This is a genomic window from Microbacterium sp. NPDC086615, assembly GCF_040686055.1.
Taxonomy (GTDB): Bacteria; Actinomycetota; Actinomycetes; order Actinomycetales; family Microbacteriaceae; genus Microbacterium.
In genome coordinates this window covers 1-16,113 of sequence record NZ_JBFBJJ010000027.1, presented here as the reverse complement: position 1 = coordinate 16,113, position 16,113 = coordinate 1, and the positions used below count along the sequence as shown (strand labels likewise).

15 protein-coding genes are annotated in these 16,113 nt (G+C 68.5%); 9 read left to right on the top strand and 6 right to left on the bottom strand.

What is annotated here, in order from left to right; translation table 11 throughout:
* The first annotated feature begins 1 nt into the window (after nucleotide 1).
* From rapZ to AB0O24_RS17690, 8 genes are all read left to right on the top strand, one after another.
* Nucleotides 2-880: an RNase adapter RapZ gene (gene rapZ, locus AB0O24_RS17725; protein WP_275801555.1), complete on the top strand. Its 879-nt coding sequence runs from the start codon at nucleotides 2-4 to the stop codon at nucleotides 878-880.
* A gap of 49 nt (nucleotides 881-929) precedes the next feature.
* On the top strand, nucleotides 930-1,907 hold the full coding sequence (gene whiA, locus AB0O24_RS17720; RefSeq protein ID WP_058596649.1) for a DNA-binding protein WhiA: 978 nt from the start codon (nucleotides 930-932) through the stop codon (nucleotides 1,905-1,907).
* A 231-nt stretch (nucleotides 1,908-2,138) separates the two neighbouring features.
* Complete coding sequence (locus tag AB0O24_RS17715) at nucleotides 2,139-2,765, top strand: superoxide dismutase (RefSeq protein ID WP_058596648.1); 627 nt, start codon at nucleotides 2,139-2,141, stop codon at nucleotides 2,763-2,765.
* Between the two features lie 104 nt (nucleotides 2,766-2,869).
* Entirely contained in the window at nucleotides 2,870-3,880 is a 1,011-nt protein-coding gene (gene gap / locus AB0O24_RS17710) for a type I glyceraldehyde-3-phosphate dehydrogenase (RefSeq protein WP_275798644.1), read from the top strand.
* A gap of 6 nt (nucleotides 3,881-3,886) precedes the next feature.
* The gene (locus AB0O24_RS17705; RefSeq protein ID WP_363376712.1) at nucleotides 3,887-5,101 is read left to right on the top strand and encodes a phosphoglycerate kinase; all 1,215 of its coding nucleotides are present in this window, start codon (nucleotides 3,887-3,889) and stop codon (nucleotides 5,099-5,101) included.
* Nucleotides 5,092-5,880 carry a triose-phosphate isomerase gene (gene tpiA / locus AB0O24_RS17700; protein WP_363376710.1) on the top strand — a complete coding sequence of 263 codons (789 nt, stop codon included), beginning with the start codon at nucleotides 5,092-5,094 and terminating at the stop codon, nucleotides 5,878-5,880. Before AB0O24_RS17705 ends, tpiA begins: the two co-directional genes overlap by 10 nt.
* Before the next feature lie 114 nt (nucleotides 5,881-5,994).
* Nucleotides 5,995-6,243, top strand: a complete 249-nt coding sequence (secG, locus tag AB0O24_RS17695; protein ID WP_013586744.1) for a preprotein translocase subunit SecG — start codon at nucleotides 5,995-5,997, stop codon at nucleotides 6,241-6,243.
* A gap of 1 nt (nucleotide 6,244) precedes the next feature.
* On the top strand, nucleotides 6,245-6,598 hold the full coding sequence (locus AB0O24_RS17690; RefSeq protein WP_013586743.1) for an RNA polymerase-binding protein RbpA: 354 nt from the start codon (nucleotides 6,245-6,247) through the stop codon (nucleotides 6,596-6,598).
* 80 nt (nucleotides 6,599-6,678) lie between these two features.
* On the opposite strand, the gene pgl is transcribed toward AB0O24_RS17690, so the two are convergent.
* From pgl to tkt, 6 genes are read right to left on the bottom strand one after another with little or no spacing between them, the layout of a single operon-like run.
* Entirely contained in the window at nucleotides 6,679-7,470 is a 792-nt protein-coding gene (gene pgl / locus AB0O24_RS17685) for a 6-phosphogluconolactonase (protein ID WP_275798634.1), read from the bottom strand.
* Complete coding sequence (locus AB0O24_RS17680) at nucleotides 7,467-8,414, bottom strand: glucose-6-phosphate dehydrogenase assembly protein OpcA (RefSeq protein ID WP_363376708.1); 948 nt, start codon at nucleotides 8,412-8,414, stop codon at nucleotides 7,467-7,469. The genes pgl and AB0O24_RS17680 overlap by 4 nt, the downstream gene beginning before the upstream one ends.
* The gene (gene zwf, locus AB0O24_RS17675) at nucleotides 8,411-9,961 is read right to left on the bottom strand and encodes a glucose-6-phosphate dehydrogenase (RefSeq protein ID WP_275798630.1); all 1,551 of its coding nucleotides are present in this window, start codon (nucleotides 9,959-9,961) and stop codon (nucleotides 8,411-8,413) included. The genes AB0O24_RS17680 and zwf overlap by 4 nt, the downstream gene beginning before the upstream one ends.
* Nucleotides 9,962-9,964: 3 nt before the next feature.
* The gene (locus AB0O24_RS17670; protein WP_363376705.1) at nucleotides 9,965-11,590 is read right to left on the bottom strand and encodes a glucose-6-phosphate isomerase; all 1,626 of its coding nucleotides are present in this window, start codon (nucleotides 11,588-11,590) and stop codon (nucleotides 9,965-9,967) included.
* A complete protein-coding gene (gene tal / locus AB0O24_RS17665; protein WP_275799585.1) occupies nucleotides 11,587-12,708 on the bottom strand; it encodes a transaldolase in 1,122 nt (373 codons plus the stop codon). Before tal ends, AB0O24_RS17670 begins: the two co-directional genes overlap by 4 nt.
* A gap of 19 nt (nucleotides 12,709-12,727) precedes the next feature.
* On the bottom strand, nucleotides 12,728-14,827 hold the full coding sequence (tkt, locus tag AB0O24_RS17660) for a transketolase (protein ID WP_363376703.1): 2,100 nt from the start codon (nucleotides 14,825-14,827) through the stop codon (nucleotides 12,728-12,730).
* A gap of 228 nt (nucleotides 14,828-15,055) precedes the next feature.
* Here tkt and AB0O24_RS17655 point away from each other — a divergent pair, with 228 nt between their 5' ends.
* Nucleotides 15,056-15,982, top strand: a complete 927-nt coding sequence (locus tag AB0O24_RS17655; protein WP_307386598.1) for a heme o synthase — start codon at nucleotides 15,056-15,058, stop codon at nucleotides 15,980-15,982.
* Nucleotides 15,983-16,113: the final 131 nt, after the last annotated feature.

Here is a 16,113-nt window from a genome sequence, read left to right as displayed (position 1 = left end):
GATGGAACCGGGGCGTGACGAACCAGGGGACGTGCTGATCGTCACGGGCATGTCGGGAGCCGGTCGCTCGACCGTGGCGAACGCCCTCGAAGACCTCGACTGGTACGTCGTCGACAACCTCCCCCCGCAGATGCTGCGCCCTCTGCTCGAGCTTGCAGAATTGGCCGGTGGGGCCGTGCCGAAGGTCGCGGTGGTGGTGGATGTGCGCGGGCGCACGCTGTTCAGTGACCTGCCCGAAGCGCTGCGGTCGTTGCAGGCCGGTCGTCAAGTGCGGCTGGTGTTCCTCGACGCCTCCGATGCGGTGCTCGTCCGGCGGTTCGAAGCCGTCCGCCGTCCGCACCCGCTGCAGGGGGAGGGGACGATCCTCGACGGTATCCGCCGCGAACGCGACCGCCTCGCCCCGGTACGGGAAGCGGCCGACATCGTCATCGACACGTCGATGTTCAATGTGCACCAGCTGTCTCTGCGCGCGGTGCAACTCTTCGGTGAAGAGGGAGCGGCGCGTCACACCGTGACGCTGATGAGCTTCGGTTTCAAGTACGGGCTGCCGCCCGACGTCGATCTGGTCGCGGACATGAGGTTCCTGCCGAACCCGTTCTGGAACGAGGAGCTGCGCCCGCTCACGGGAGAAGATCCCGCCGTGCGGGCGAACGTCCTGGGGCAGGAGGGAGCCACGGAATTCCTCGAGGCGTATGCGGCGGCGCTGCGCCCGGTGCTCGAGGGATACCAGCGCGAGAACAAGCGCCACTCGGTCGTGGCCATCGGGTGCACGGGCGGGAAGCACCGGTCGGTGGTCATGTCCCGTGAGCTGGCTGAGCGTTTGGAGGAGATCCCGGGGGTGGCCGTTCGCGTGGCTCACCGCGACCTCGGCCGCGAGTAGGCTGTACCCTCGTCCCCCGCCCCCACCCCCCCCCGAACCGAGGAGTACCGTGCCGCTGACCGCCGACGTGAAGGCCGAGCTCATCACCGTCCGCGACCCGCGCCCCACCGCGCGCGTCGCGGAGCTCACGGCCATCCTGCGCTTCTCCGGCGGACTGCACTCCATCGCCAATCGCGTCGCGGTGGAGGCCGAGCTCGACTCCGATGTCCTCGCCCGCCGCGTCGCCCGCGACCTCGTCGAGCTGTACGGCGTCCGTCCCGAACTTCACCACGTGCAGGGATCCGGCGGGCGCACGGGCGGCTACTACGCGGTGCGCGTCATCGAGGCGGGCGAGACGCTCGCGCGCCAGACCGGCCTCCTCGACCAGCGCCGTCGTCCCGTTCGCGGACTCCCGAACAAGCTCACGACCGGATCGCGCCCCGACCTGAGCGCGATCTGGCGCGGCGCCTTCCTCGCGAGCGGCTCGCTGAGCGATCCCGGCCGCTCCGCAGCGCTCGAGATCTCGTGCCCCTCGTCCGAGGCGGCGATGGCGCTCGTCGGTGCGGGTCACCGCATCGGCATCCCCGCGAAGGCTCGCGAGGTGCGCGGAGTCCCGCGCGTCGTCGTCCGCGACGGCGAGGCGATCCGCGGTGCGCTCTACGAGATGGGCGCTCGTCGCACGGCGGGGGAGTGGGATCAGATGCGCCAGCGCCGCGAGGTGCGCGCGGGCGTCAACCGTCTTGTGAACTTCGACGACGCCAACCTCCGTCGCTCCGCGCAAGCCGCGGTGGCCGCCTGTGCCCGCGTCGAGCGCGCCCTCGAGATCCTCGGTGACGAGGTGCCCGAGCACCTCCAGCAGGCGGGTGAGCTCCGCCTCGCTCACCGCGACGCGAGCCTCGACGAGCTCGGTCACCACGCCGATCCGCCCCTGACGAAGGACGCCGTCGCCGGCCGCATCCGCCGCCTGCTGGCCATGGCCGACAAGAAGGCCGAAGTCGAGGGCATTCCCGGCACCGAAGCCGCTGTTCCCGTCGGCATCGAGGGCTGAGCGCGCGTCGAGTTCTCGCGGCACGCAGGGCGTCGGATGCCACGCCTCCGGCATCCGTCATCATCCGCGTTGCGGTCGTGCGACGCGCCCGGGAGACCTATCTTCCGTCATGCGGGGAAGCAACCCCGTGGGTGCGGCGTTACCCGTCACTAGGATGAAAAAGTCACCCTCGCTGCACGCCGTTTCTCGCGTTGAGGCGTCCGTGCGGCGACCGATCCGGAAGTAGAGACCATGGCGAAGTACACACTGCCCGAACTCCCCTACGACTACGCCGCGCTGGAGCCGCACATCAGTGCGACGATCATGGAGCTGCACTACAGCAAGCACCACCAGACGTACGTGAACGGCGCGAACGCCACCCTCGACCTGCTCGCGGAAGCGCGTGAGAAGGGCGACTTCGCCAACATCAACCGCCTGCAGAAGGATCTCGCCTTCAACCTCGGCGGCCACACGAACCACTCGATCTTCTGGACGAACCTCTCGCCCAACGGCGGCGACAAGCCGACCGGCGACCTCGAGGCCGCGATCGACGACCAGTTCGGTTCGTTCGACGCCTTCCGGGCGCAGTTCACGGCCGCGGCCCTCGGCGTGCAGGGTTCGGGCTGGGCGGGTCTGTTCTGGGACTCGATCGGCCAGAACCTGCTCATCCAGCAGTTCTTCGACCAGCAGGGCCAGATCGTCGCCGGCACCGTGCCGCTGCTGCTGCTCGACGTCTGGGAGCACGCCTACTACCTCGACTACAAGAACGTCCGCGCCGACTACGTGAAGGCGTTCTGGAACATCGCGAACTGGGCCGACGCTCAGGAGCGCTTCGCCGCTGCCCGTGAGAAGACCACGGGTCTGCTGGTACTGTCGTAAACGGTGCGGGCGTCCCGGTGGGACACCCCACCGGGACGCCGTTGTCCGCTAGCGAACACCGCAATCACGCGCTTCTCGCGCACAACTGATTCAGGAGATATTCCGTGACCGTCAAGATCGGAATCAACGGCTTCGGCCGTATCGGACGCAACTACCTCCGCGCGGCTCTCGCGCAGGGTGCCGACCTCGAAATCGTGGCGGTGAACGACCTCACCGACAACAAGACCCTCGCGCACCTCCTCAAGTACGACTCCGTGGGCGGCGTTCTCGCCGAGGACGTCTCGTACACCGAAGACTCCATCACCGTCGGCGACAAGACCATCAAGGTCTTCGAAGAGCGCGACCCCGCCAACCTCCCCTGGGGCGAGCTCGGTGTCGACATCGTCATCGAGTCGACCGGTCGCTTCACCAAGGCGGAAGACGCCAAGAAGCACGTCGCCGGTGGCGCCAAGAAGGTCCTCATCTCGGCTCCGGCCACGGGTGACGACGCCACGATCGTCATGGGTGTGAACGAAGAGACGTACAACCCCGAGACCGACGTCATCATCTCGAACGCCTCGTGCACCACGAACTGCCTCGCCCCGCTGGCGAAGGTATTCAACGACGCCTTCGGCATCGAGCGTGGCTTCATGATGACCGCTCACGCGTACACCGCCGACCAGAACCTGCAGGACGGTCCGCACAGCGACCTCCGTCGTGCCCGCGGCGCCGCGATCAACATCGTCCCCGCCTCGACCGGTGCGGCCAAGGCCATCGGCCTCGTGCTCCCCGAGCTCAACGGCAAGCTCAGCGGCTCGTCGTACCGCGTTCCGGTCCCCACCGGCTCGATCGTCGACCTCACCATCGTCACGCCCACCGAGGGCCTGACCGCCGACCAGATCAACGCCGTGTACAAGCAGGCCGCTGCCGAGGGTCGCCTCAACGGCATCCTGCAGTACACCGAGGACCCGATCGTCTCGAGCGACATCCAGGGCAACCCGCACTCGTCGATCTTCGACGCGGAGCTGACCAACGTCAGCGGCAACCTCGTCAAGGTGTCGTCGTGGTACGACAACGAGTGGGGCTACTCGAACCGCCTCGTCGACCTCACCGAGTACGTCGCCGAGCGCCTGTAACCCTTCATGGCTCTGCGCACCCTCGATTCGCTGGGGTCGCTCGCCGGCACGCGCGTCATCGTCCGTTGTGACCTGAACGTTCCTCTCAAGGACGGCGTCATCACGGACGATGGCCGCGTGCGGGCGTCGCTGCCGACTCTCAACGCACTGATCAACGCCGGCGCGCGTGTGGTCGTGTGCTCGCACCTGGGCCGTCCCGACGGCGCGCCCGACCCGAAGTACTCGCTCGAGCCGGTCGCGCAGCGCCTCTCCGAGCTGCTCGGCCAGCCCGTCGCGTTCGCACGCGACACGGTGGGCGAGTCGGCTCAGGATGCCGTGGCCGCTCTGGAGAACGGTGAGGTCGCCGTCATCGAGAACCTCCGCTTCAACGCGGGGGAGACCTCGAAGGACGAGACCGAACGCCAGGCGTTCGCCCGGGAGCTCGCCCGTCTCGGCGACGCTCTCGTGTCGGACGGCTTCGGTGTCGTGCACCGCAAGCAGGCGAGCGTCTACGACCTCGCCCAGATCGTGCCGTCCGCCGCGGGCCTTCTCATCCAGAAGGAACTCGAGGTCCTCGACCGCCTGACCGAGAACCCCGAGCGTCCGTACACGGTCGTCCTCGGCGGCTCGAAGGTCAGCGACAAGCTCGGGGTCATCGAGCACCTGCTCCCGCGCGTCGACAAGCTCCTCGTGGGTGGCGGCATGATGTTCACCTTCCTCGTCGCCGAGGGTCACAAGGTCGGCTCGAGCCTGCTCGAGCAAGACCAGATCGACACCGTGAAGGGCTACCTCGCCACGGCGAAGGAGCGCGGCGTCGAGATCGTGCTTCCGGTCGACGCCGTCGTCGCGGCGTCGTTCTCGGCGGACGCCGAGCACGTCGTGGCCGACGCCGACAAGCTGGAGGACACGTCCTTCGGCGCGTCCGGCCTGGGCCTCGACATCGGCCCTCGCACGGCGGAGCTGTTCGCCGACGCGATCCGCGGATCCCGCACCGTCTTCTGGAACGGCCCGATGGGCGTGTTCGAGATGAAGGCGTTCGAAGCCGGCACCAAGACCGTCGCGCAGGCGCTCACCGAGGTCGACGGCCTCAGTGTCGTCGGCGGCGGCGACTCCGCGGCTGCCGTGCGTCAGCTCGGCTTCGCGGACGACCAGTTCGGTCACATCTCCACCGGTGGCGGTGCCAGCCTGGAGTTCCTCGAAGGTAAGAAGCTCCCCGGACTGGAGGTCCTCGGATGGGTGTGACCAGAACCCCCCTCATCGCCGGCAACTGGAAGATGAACCTCGACCACCTGCAGGCGGTCGCGTTCGTCCAGAAGCTGCACTGGACGCTGAAGGAAGCCAAGCACGAGAACGGCAGCGTCGAGGTGGCGGTCTTCCCGCCCTTCACCGACCTGCGGACCGTGCAGACTCTCCTGGATGCCGACAAGATCGAGTTCGCTCTCGGCGGTCAGGATCTGTCCGCGCACGACTCCGGCGCCTACACCGGTGAGATCTCGGGCCAGTTTCTCGCGAAGCTGAACGCGCGCTACGTGATCATCGGTCACTCGGAGCGCCGCCAGTTCCACAACGAGACCGACGAGGTCGTCGCGGCCAAGACCCAGGCGGCTCTCCGTCACGGTCTCGTCCCGGTGATCTGCGTGGGTGAGACGTCGGAAGACCTCGAGAAGTTCGGCGCGAGCGCCGTGCCCGTGGGCCAGCTCGAGGTCGCGCTCGAAGGCGTGGCATCCGATGCCGACATCGTCGTGGCGTACGAGCCGGTCTGGGCCATCGGCTCGGGCCAGGCGGCAACGCCCGACCAGGCGCAGGAGGTCTGCGCGAAGCTTCGCGCCGTCGTGGCAGACAAGCTCGGTGCCGACGCGGCAGCGCGCACGCGCGTGCTCTACGGCGGATCAGTCAAGTCGAACAACATCGCCGCGTTCATGCGCGAGCCCGATGTGGACGGCGCCCTGGTCGGTGGAGCGAGCCTCGTCGTCGATGAGTTCGCCGCGATCATCCGCTACCAGAAGCACGTCGGGGTCTGACCCCGTACCGGATGCCCGCGGCGCTTCGTCGCGGGCATCCGTGTGTCCGCCCCGCCTCCCCGTATACTTGACGCTTGTGCGGCCGACCAGGTCGCTCGCGAAAGGCTTTCGACAGTGCAGATTCTCGAGTTCGTCCTGCAGGTGCTGCTGGGCGTCACCAGCCTCCTGCTGACCCTGCTGATCCTGCTCCACAAGGGTCGCGGTGGCGGTCTCTCCGACATGTTCGGCGGCGGGATGAGTTCCGCCCTCGGCTCGTCCGGACTCGCGGAGCGCAACCTCAACCGTTTCACGATCGTGCTCGCGCTGGTGTGGTTCGTCACCATCGTCGGCCTCGGTCTGCTGACCAAGTTCGCGGAGATCTGACATGGCTACTGGCGGCAACGCGATTCGCGGCTCCCGGGTGGGCGCCGGCCCCATGGGTGAGCAGGACCACGGTTTCCACGCCGATCGCGTCGCGGTCTCGTACTGGGACGCCCTCGGTAACGAGACGGTGCGGTACTTCGCCGCCGGGATCCCGGACGACGAGATCCCCGAGACCATCGACTCACCGCACTCCGGCCTCCCCGCCGGCCGCGACAAGAACAACCCTCCGGCTCTCGCGAAGTCCGAGCCCTACAAGACGCACCTCGCGTACGTGAAGGAACGCCGCACCGACGAGGAAGCGGCGTCGCTCCTCGACGACGCGCTGCAGCAGCTGCGCGAGCGCCGCGGACAGTAACGTCCGCCCGCCTTCGCGAGAACGAGAAGAGACCGGATGCCGATGGCATCCGGTCTCTTTCTTGTCGACGTGCGAGAGGGTCAGTACTCGCGATCGATGAGCTGCGGGGGAACCTGATCGGCGGCCGACTCGTCGACGAAGAACGCGGTGCGACGACGACCCTTGGCTCCCGCGGCGGGAACGCTCTGGTAGCTCGCACCGGCGAGGGCGAGACCGAGCGCGGCGGCCTTGTCGGCTCCGGCGATGACCATCCACACGCGCTTCGACGAGTTGATGACCGGTCGCGTCAGAGAGACGCGGTCGCTCGGCGGCTTGGGGGAGTCGCGCACGGGCACCGTCGCGCGATCTGTCACCGAGATCTCGGAACGGTCGGGGAAGAGCGAAGCGATGTGCGCGTCCGGCCCCACACCGAGGAAGCAGATGTCGAACGAGGGCCACGGGCCGGTCTCGCTGCGGTCGGAGGGGGCGAACTGCGCGAGCTCGTCCGCGTACGCGATGGCGGCGGCATCCAAGTCGAGACCCTCGTCCGACGACGCGACAGCGTGGATGTTCGCGGCGGGGATGTCGAGACGGTCGAGGAACGCCTCGCGCGCCTGCTTCTCGTTGCGGTCGTCGGAGTCGCGCGGCACGAAGCGCTCGTCGCCGAACCAGAAGTGCACGAGCGACCAGTCGATCTCGGCGACGCGGGGGTCGCGCGCGGCGGTGCGCAGGACCGCGCCGCCCATCGTTCCCCCCGTGAGGCACACATGCATGCGCTTGCCCTCGGCCACGCGCTTGACGATGCGGTTCACGAACCGCGTCGCGACGTACTCGGCCAGGGTGTCGGGGTCGCGCTTGATGATGACGCGCTTGGACGCACCGTTCTCGCTCATGCGTCGCTCCGCTCATCCGCCGTGCGCAGAAGGTGCGCACACTCGGTGATGACGCGGCCGTAGAGCACGTCGGGGTCGAGGCGACGGAGCTCCTCGGCGAGGCACTCGCGCAGCGTCCGCCGTGGGAACGCGAGGTCGTGCGTGGGCTGGCCGGGCTGGGTCAGCACGGCGACCGCGGGCTCGGGCCGTTCGAGGAGCGTGTCGCCGCTCTCACGGGTCAGGCGGACCGACTTGATGCCGGTGGCCCACTCGTCCGGCGACAGATAGGTGTAGTCGACGGGGGCTTCGAGCTTGAGGCCGAGCCACGCGGCGAGCAGGGCCGTCGACGGGGAGTCCGCCGCGCCCTTGACCTCGATGGCCGTGACCGGCTCGTACGGGGGCTGGTCGAGCACCGCCGCGAGCTGCTCACGCCACCGCGTGAGACGCGTCCAGGCGAAGTCGGTGTCTCCGGGCGCGTAGTGCTCGCCCAGGCGGGCGACCCAGGCGGCAGGATCCTCCTGCGACGAAGCGTCGGTGATGCGCCGCTGCGCGATGCGCCCGATCGCCGACCTCGAGGGGTTCTCGGGGGCGTCGGCGGGCCACCACGCCACGACGGGCGCATCCGGGAGGAGAAGCCCGGTGACCAGGCTCTCGGCGTTGGAGCGCGCGGCGCCGTGGGCGCGCAGCACCACGACCTCGCTCGCGCCGGCGTCTCCGCCGACGCGGATCTGCGCGTCGAGACGGGGAGCCTCGTCTTCGTCCCCGAAGAGCACGGCGATGACGCGCATCGGGTGCTCGCGCGAGGCGTCGTTCGCGGCCTCGATGACCTCTTCCTCGGCACCGTGGTGGGTGACGATGATGAGGGTCAGGACGCGCCCGAGAGCGACGGCTCCGCCTTCTTCGCGGACGCTGACGAGCTTCTTCGAGATCGCGCTGACGGTGGTGTCGGGCAGGTCGATGATCACGGGCGCCTCCAGGTGCGGCCGTCGCGGGCGAGGAGCTCGTCGGCGGACGACGGGCCCCACGATCCGGGCGAGTACTGTTCGAGCGGACCGCCCTGGGCGGCCCAGAACTCCTCGATGGGGTCGAGGATCTTCCAGCTGAGCTCGACCTCCTCGTGGCGGGGGAAGAGCGGCGGGTCACCCAGAAGGACGTCGAGGATGAGTCGTTCGTACGCTTCGGGGCTCGCCTCGGTGAAGGCGTGGCCGTAACCGAAGTCCATCGTCACATCGCGCACCTGTGTACCGTCGCCAGGGACCTTCGAACCGAAGCGGATCGTGACGCCCTCGTCGGGCTGCACGCGGATGACGAGGGCGTTCTGCCCCAGTTCCTGCGTCTGGCTGCGCGAGAACAACTGCTGCGGCGCACGCTTGAAGACGACGGCGACCTCGGTCACGCGGCGTCCGAGACGCTTTCCGCTGCGGACGTAGAACGGCACGCCCGACCAGCGACGCGTGTTGATCTCGAGCTTGATCGCGGCGTAGGTCTCGGTGACCGATTCGGGGTTCATCCCGTCTTCCTCGAGGAAGCCGAGAACCTCTTCGCCGCCCTGCCAGCCGCCCGCGTACTGGCCGCGAGCGGTCGCCTCCGCGAGGTTCTCCGGGAGGCGGACGGCGGCGAGCACCTTCTCCTTCTCGGCACGCAGGTCGGCGGCGTTGAAGCTGATGGGCTCCTCCATCGCCGTGAGGGCGAGCAGCTGCAGGAGGTGGTTCTGGATGACGTCGCGAGCGGCGCCGATCCCGTCGTAGTAGCCCGCACGTCCACCCACGCCGATGTCTTCGGCCATGGTGATCTGGACGTGGTCGACGTAGTTGCGGTTCCAGATCGGCTCGTAGAGCTCGTTCGCGAAGCGCAGCGCCAGGATGTTCTGCACCGTCTCTTTGCCGAGGTAGTGGTCGATCCGGAAGATCGAGTCGGCCGGGAACGCGCTCTCGACGACTTCGTTCAGCGCGCGCGCCGAGGCGAGGTCGTGGCCGAAGGGCTTCTCGATGACGACGCGTCGCCACCCGCTCGTCTTGTCGGCGTCTCCGCCGACGAGGCCCGAGGCCTTGAGCTGCGTGGTGACGAGCGGGAACGCCTTCGGGGGGATCGACAGATAGTAGGCGTGGTTGCCCATCGTCCCGCGCTCCACGTCGAGACGATCGACCGTTTCGCGCAGACGCTGGAACGCCGCCGGGTCGTCGAACTCGCCCTGGACGAACCGGATGCCCTCGAGGAGCTCCTTCCAGGTCTCTTCGCGGAACTCGGTGCGGGCGTACTGCTTGACCGACTCGTAGACGACCTTCGCGAAGTCCTGGTCTTCCCAGTCCCGGCGCGCGAAGCCCACGAGAGCGAAGCCCGGGGGCAGGAGCCCGCGGTTGGCGAGGTCGTAGACCGCCGGCATGAGCTTCTTGCGCGACAGGTCTCCTGTCACGCCGAAGATGACGAGTGCGCTGGGGCCGGCGATCCGGCTCAGCCGGCGATCCTCGGGATCGCGGAGGGGGTTATGACCCGGGGTGATCTCTACGACCATGCTCTACTGTGCCGCCTCGAAGAGTGAAAGAACGTCGAGCTGCGGGTCGGTCAGCGTCAGCGTGACGACGGGGCGGCCGTGGCCGTCCGCCAGCACGCTCGCGTCACCCGCAGCCTGTGCCTGAATGAGCTCGCCGAACGTGAACGGGCGCCCCGGGATCTCGAGGTCGACGTCGGTGCGTTCGGTGATCTGGAGGAAGACGCCGTTGGCCGGCCCTCCCTTGTGGTACTGCCCCGTCGAATGCAGGAACCGCGGTCCCCACCCGAAGGTCGTGGGGCGTCCCGCATCGGCGGCGACGAGTTCGCGCAGACCGTGGAGCTGCGGAACGTCGAGTCGGTTCACGTACGCCTGGATGCTGACGTAGCCGTCGGCGGGAACCGTCGCCCACAGCGCCTCGAGGACGCCCGCGACGGTTCCGCTCACGGCCAACGCGGGGTCGGAGACGCGCACTTCGACACCGTCGACGACGAACGCCGGGGGAGTGGGTGCGGGTCGCGCGTCGAGCAGACCGCGCGTGGCGACCTTCGCCGACTCGACGTCGGGTTGATCGAACGGGTCGATGCCGAGCATGCGGCCGGCGATCGCCGTCGCGTACTCCCACACGACGAACTGCGCGCCGAGTGAACCGCTGACGAGGATCTCGCCGTGGTGATGCTCGAACAGGTGCAGCTTGTGGGCGTCGTCGACGAAGCGAGCGACCTGCAGGTCGTCGGGAGTCGAGTCGACCTCGGGAGACACCGGGAGGAGGACGACCGGGAGGATGCCGGTACCCTGTTTGCCCGTCGACTCGGCGATGAGCTGCTCGATCCAGTCCGGAAGGCCCGGGAGGTGAGCGTCGTCCATCACGAGACCGAGCTTGTCGCGGCGGTGTTCTCCTCCGCCGGCGATGGCCGCAGCCAGCACGAGCGCCGGGTTCTCCGGGGAGTCGATCGCGACCTCGAGAAGGGTGGCATCCGCCTCGTTCAAGAGATCTTCGATGTCGACGCCCGCGAGACCCGCCGGGACCAGACCGAAAGCCGTGAGCGCCGAATAGCGACCGCCCACGGTGGGGTCCGCGGTGAAGACGCGGTAGCCGTCGGCGCGAGCGGCCTGCTCGAGCGGGGAACCGGGGTCGGTGACGACGACGATGCGCTCGGCGGGGTCGATGCCGAGGTCGCGGTAGGCGGCCTCGAATGCCCGCTTGGCTGAGTCTGTCTCGATGGTCGAGCCCGACTTGCTCGAGACCACGAGCAGCGTCTGCGCGAGCCCGCCCGCTTCGGCGTCGCCGTCGATCGCGGCGAGCACCTGGCCGGGGGCGGTCGAGTCGAGGATCACCAGCGGGACGCCGGCGGACTGGGCGATGACCTCCGGCGCCAGCGACGACCCGCCCATGCCGGCGAGGACGACGCGGGTCACGCCCTGCGCGACGAACTCGTCGCGCAGGGCGGTGATCTCGGGCACGAGCGGGCGCGAGACGGAGACCGCCTGCACCCACCCGAGCCGACGAGACGCCTCGTCTTCGGCGGCCGGACCCCACAGGCTCGCGTCTCCGGCGGTGATGCCGGAGGCCACGAGGGATCCGACCAGACCGGGGAGCTCGGCGTCGACGACCGACTTGACGTGGCCGGTGACCTTGACCTCGAACGTCACTGCGCGGCCTGGGCGCTTCCGGCGTCGAGAGCGGTCTTGACGGTGTCCTGCAGCTCGTGCCACGAGGCGATGAACTTCTCGACGCCCTCGTCCTCGAGCGTCTGGGTCGCGTCGGCGACGTCGACACCCGCGGCAGCGAGACGGTCGAAGACCTCATGTGCCTCGACGTAAGCGCCGGTGACCGTGTCGCCGGTGATGACGCCGTGGTCGAAGGTCGCCTCGAGCGTCTTCTCGGGCATCGTGTTGACGGTGCCGGGAGCGACCAGCTCGGTCACGTAGAGCGTGTCGGGCAGGGCCGGGTCCTTGACACCGGTCGAGGCCCAGAGCGGGCGCTGGACGGTGGCACCGGCGGCCAGAAGAGCCTTCGCGCGGTCCTCGGCGAACTTCTTCTCGTAGAGCTCGTACGCGAGACGGGCATTGGCGATGCCGGCCTTGCCCTTGAGCGCCGCGGCCTCGTCGGTGCCGATCGCGGCCAGTCGCTTGTCGATCTCGGTGTCGACGCGCGAGACGAAGAATGAGGCGACCGACTGCAGGGTCGAGATGTCGTGACCGGCGGCCTGCGCCTTCTCGACACCGGCGAGGTACGCGTCGATGACCTCGGCGTAGCGCTCGAGGCTGAAGATCAACGTGACGTTGACCGAGATGCCCGCACCGATGACCTCGGTGATGGCCGGCAGTCCCGCCTTGGTCGCGGGGATCTTGATGAGGACGTTCTTGCGGTCGACCCGCGCCGAGAGGTCCTTCGCCTGGGCGATGGTGCCCTCGGTGTCGTGCGCGAGGTCGGGGGAGACCTCGATCGACACGCGGCCGTCGACGCCGTCGGTGGCGTCGAAGACCGGGAGGAAGATGTCGCACGCGTCGCGGACATCATCGGTGGTGATCGAGAAGATCGCCTCGTCGACGCTGGCATCCTGAGCGGCGAGCTCTTTCACCTGGCCCTCGTAGGCCTCGCCCTTCGAGAGGGCACCGGCGAAGATCGTCGGGTTGGTCGTCACGCCGACGACGTTGCGGGACTGGATGAGCTCGGCGAGGTTGCCGGACTGGATGCGCTGACGCGAGAGGTCGTCGAGCCAGATGCTGACGCCCGCGGCGGACAGGTCTTCGGTGGGAGTGCTCATTGTTGTGGTTCTCCTCTGATTACTTCTTGGCGGCGGCGAGCGAGTCGCGCGCGGCCTCGACGACGGCCTCAGCCGTGATGCCGAACTTCTGGAAAAGGGTCTTGTAGTCGGCCGAGGCACCGAAGTGCTCGATCGCGACCGAGCGTCCGGCGTCGCCGACGATGCCGTGCCAGCTGAGCGCGGAGCCGGCCTCGACCGACACGCGCGCCTTGACCGAGGAGGGGAGCACCGACTCGCGGTACGCCTCGTCCTGCTCGGCGAACCACTCGAGCGACGGAGCGGACACCACGCGAGCGTGGACCCCCTCGGCGGCGAGCGTCTCGCGCGCCTGGACGGCGAGCTGCACCTCGGAGCCGGTGGCGATGAGGATGACGTCGGGCTCGCCGTTCGCCGCCTCGGCCAGGACGTAGGCGCCCTTCACCGCACCCGCGGCCGACGCGAACTCGTCACCGGATGCCTCGCCCTCGCCGCGCGCGAACACCGGGATGTTCTGGCGGGTCAGGGCGATACCGGCGGGGCCGGCGGTGCGGCGGAGCATCTCGAGCCACACGATGCTCGTCTCGTTGGCGTCTGCGGGACGCACGAGAGCGAAGTTGGGGATCGCGCGGAGCGTCGCGAGCTGCTCGATCGGCTGGTGCGTCGGTCCATCCTCGCCGAGGGCGACCGAGTCGTGCGTCCAGACGAAGATCGTCGGGATGTTCATCAGCGCGGCCAGACGCACCGGCGGGCGCATGTAGTCGCTGAAGATCAGGAACGTGCCGCCGAACGGGCGGGTGGGCCCGTGCAGGACGATGCCGTTCAGGATGGCTCCCATCGCGTGCTCGCGGATACCGAAGTGCAGCACGCGACCGTAGGGGTCGCCCGACCACTCGTGCGTCGACCACTCGGACGGGATGAAGGACTTGGCATCCTTGATCGTCGTCAGGTTCGACTCGGCGAGGTCGGCCGAGCCGCCCCAGAGCTCGGGGAGCTCGGCGGCCAGCGCGTTGATGACGGTGCCGGAGGCCGCGCGGGTCGACACGTCCTTGCCGGCTTCGAAGGCGGGAAGCGCGTCGGCGATGTCGGCGGGCAGTTCGCGGGCCTGAAGGCGGTCCCAGAGCTGCTTGCGCTCGGGGTGGGCGGCGGCCCACGCGTCGAACTTCTGCTGCCAGGCGGCCTTCTCGGCCTCGCCACGCTCGACGAGCTCGCGGGTGTGGGCGATGACGTCGTCGGCGACGGCGAAGTTCTGCTCGGGGTCGAAGCCGAGCACCTCCTTGGTCGCGCGGAGTTCGTCGGCACCCAGGGCGGAGCCGTGGATCTTGCCGGAGTTCTGCTTGCCGGGGGAGGGCCAGCCGATGATCGTCTTGAGGATGATGAGCGACGGCTTGCTCGTCTCGCCCTTGGCCGCTTCGATCGCGGAGTAGAGCTCGGCGACGTCCTCGACGTACTGACCCGTCTTCTTCCAGTCGACGGTCTGGACGTGCCAGCCGTAGGCCTCGTAGCGCTTCTGCACGTCCTCGGTGAAGGCGACGTTCGTGTCGTCTTCGATCGAGATCTGGTTGGAGTCGTAGATCGCGATGAGGTTGCCGAGTTCCTGGTGGCCGGCCAGCGAGGACGCCTCGCTGGTCACGCCCTCCTGGAGGTCGCCGTCACCGGCGATGACGTAGACGTAGTGGTCGAAGGGGCTCTCGCCGGCGGGGCTCTCGGGGTCGAAGAGGCCGCGCTCGTAGCGCGCCGCGTAGGCGAAGCCGACCGAGGAGGCGAGACCCTGGCCGAGCGGTCCGGTGGTGATCTCGACGCCGTCAGTGTGGCCGTACTCGGGGTGACCGGGGGTGAGCGAACCCCAGGTGCGCAGCGCCTCGAGGTCCTTCAGCTCGAGGCCGAAACCGCCGAGGTAGAGCTGCACGTACTGCGTGAGCGAGGAGTGACCGGCCGAGAGGATGAAACGGTCGCGGCCCGGCCAGTGCGTGTCGGCCGGGTCATGCCGCATCACGCGCTGGTACAGCAGGTACGCGGCGGGAGCGAGCGACATCGCCGTTCCCGGGTGGCCGTTGCCCACCTTCTCAACGGCATCCGCCGCGAGGATGCGAGCGGTGTCCACCGCGCGCCGATCGATCTCGTCCCATTCGAAGTCCGACAACAGGGTCGCCTTTCTCGATACTTTGCGCCCGGATCACTTCCGACGCCGCACTCACCACCGTAGGAGTGGGAGAGGGGTGGGGTGTCGGCGCGGGGCGCGCGTTCACGGCCAGCATAGCGAGATCGACCGCGACCGTTGCGGTCCGTGACGGGGGTCGACAGGCGGCCGGTCGTGTGGTGGGCATGGCGTAGAATCGTGGAGGTTTCATACGCGCTACCCCGGGGGACGATGGACATCTCGACGACGTCGCACGTCATTGCGACGACCGATCGCCGCTCCGTCGGACGAACCATTCGCGCCTACGTCGCTCTGACGAAGCCGCGTGTGCTCGAGCTCCTGCTCGTCACGACGGTGCCGGTCATGATCCTCGCGCAGGGCGGCCTGCCGAACCTGTGGCTGATCTTCGCCACGGTGATCGGCGGTTCGCTGAGCGCCGGATCCGCCGCGGCGTTCAACATGTACCTCGACCGCGACATCGACGCGCACATGCAGCGCACCGAGAACCGGCCGCTGGTCACCGGCGAGGTGTCGCCGCGGGGAGCGCTCGCCTTCGCGTGGACTCTCGCGGTGTTCTCGACCGTGTGGCTGTGGGCGTTCACCAACACCCTCGCCGCTGGTCTGTCAGCCGCGGCCATCTTCTTCTACGTCGTGATCTACACGATGATCCTCAAGCGCCGCACCGAGCAGAACATCGTGTGGGGCGGCATCGCCGGATGCTTCCCCGTGCTCATCGGCTGGTCGGCCGTGACCGGATCCCTTTCCTGGGCGCCGTTCATCCTCTTCGCGCTCGTGTTCCTGTGGACGCCTCCGCACTACTGGCCGCTGTCGATGAAGTACGCCGACCAGTACGACGAGGTCGATGTGCCGATGCTCGGCGCGACCCGTAGTGGATCGCAGGTGGGCCTCCAGGTCATCCTGTACGCGTGGGCCACCGTGGCGTGCTCGCTGCTGCTCATCCCCGTGGCATCCATGGGTCTCGTCTACACGGTCTCGGCGGTCGTCTTCGGCGGGTGGTTCATCTACGAGTCGCACCGCCTGTACTCGCGCGCCGTGCGCGGTGGAGAGCCGCGGCCGATGCGCGTGTTCCACGCTTCGATCACCTATCTCACGCTGCTGTTCGTCGCGATCGCCGTGGATCCGCTTCTGCCGTTCTGAGGATCTGACAACGAAGAAGGCGCCCGCCCCGAGATCGGCGGTTTCTAGGGGTCGTCGCAACACCAACTGAACTAAACGAGTTCTAGCAGACGCTGGGCTGGGGTGTCCCAGCCCAGCGTTTTGCGTGGGCG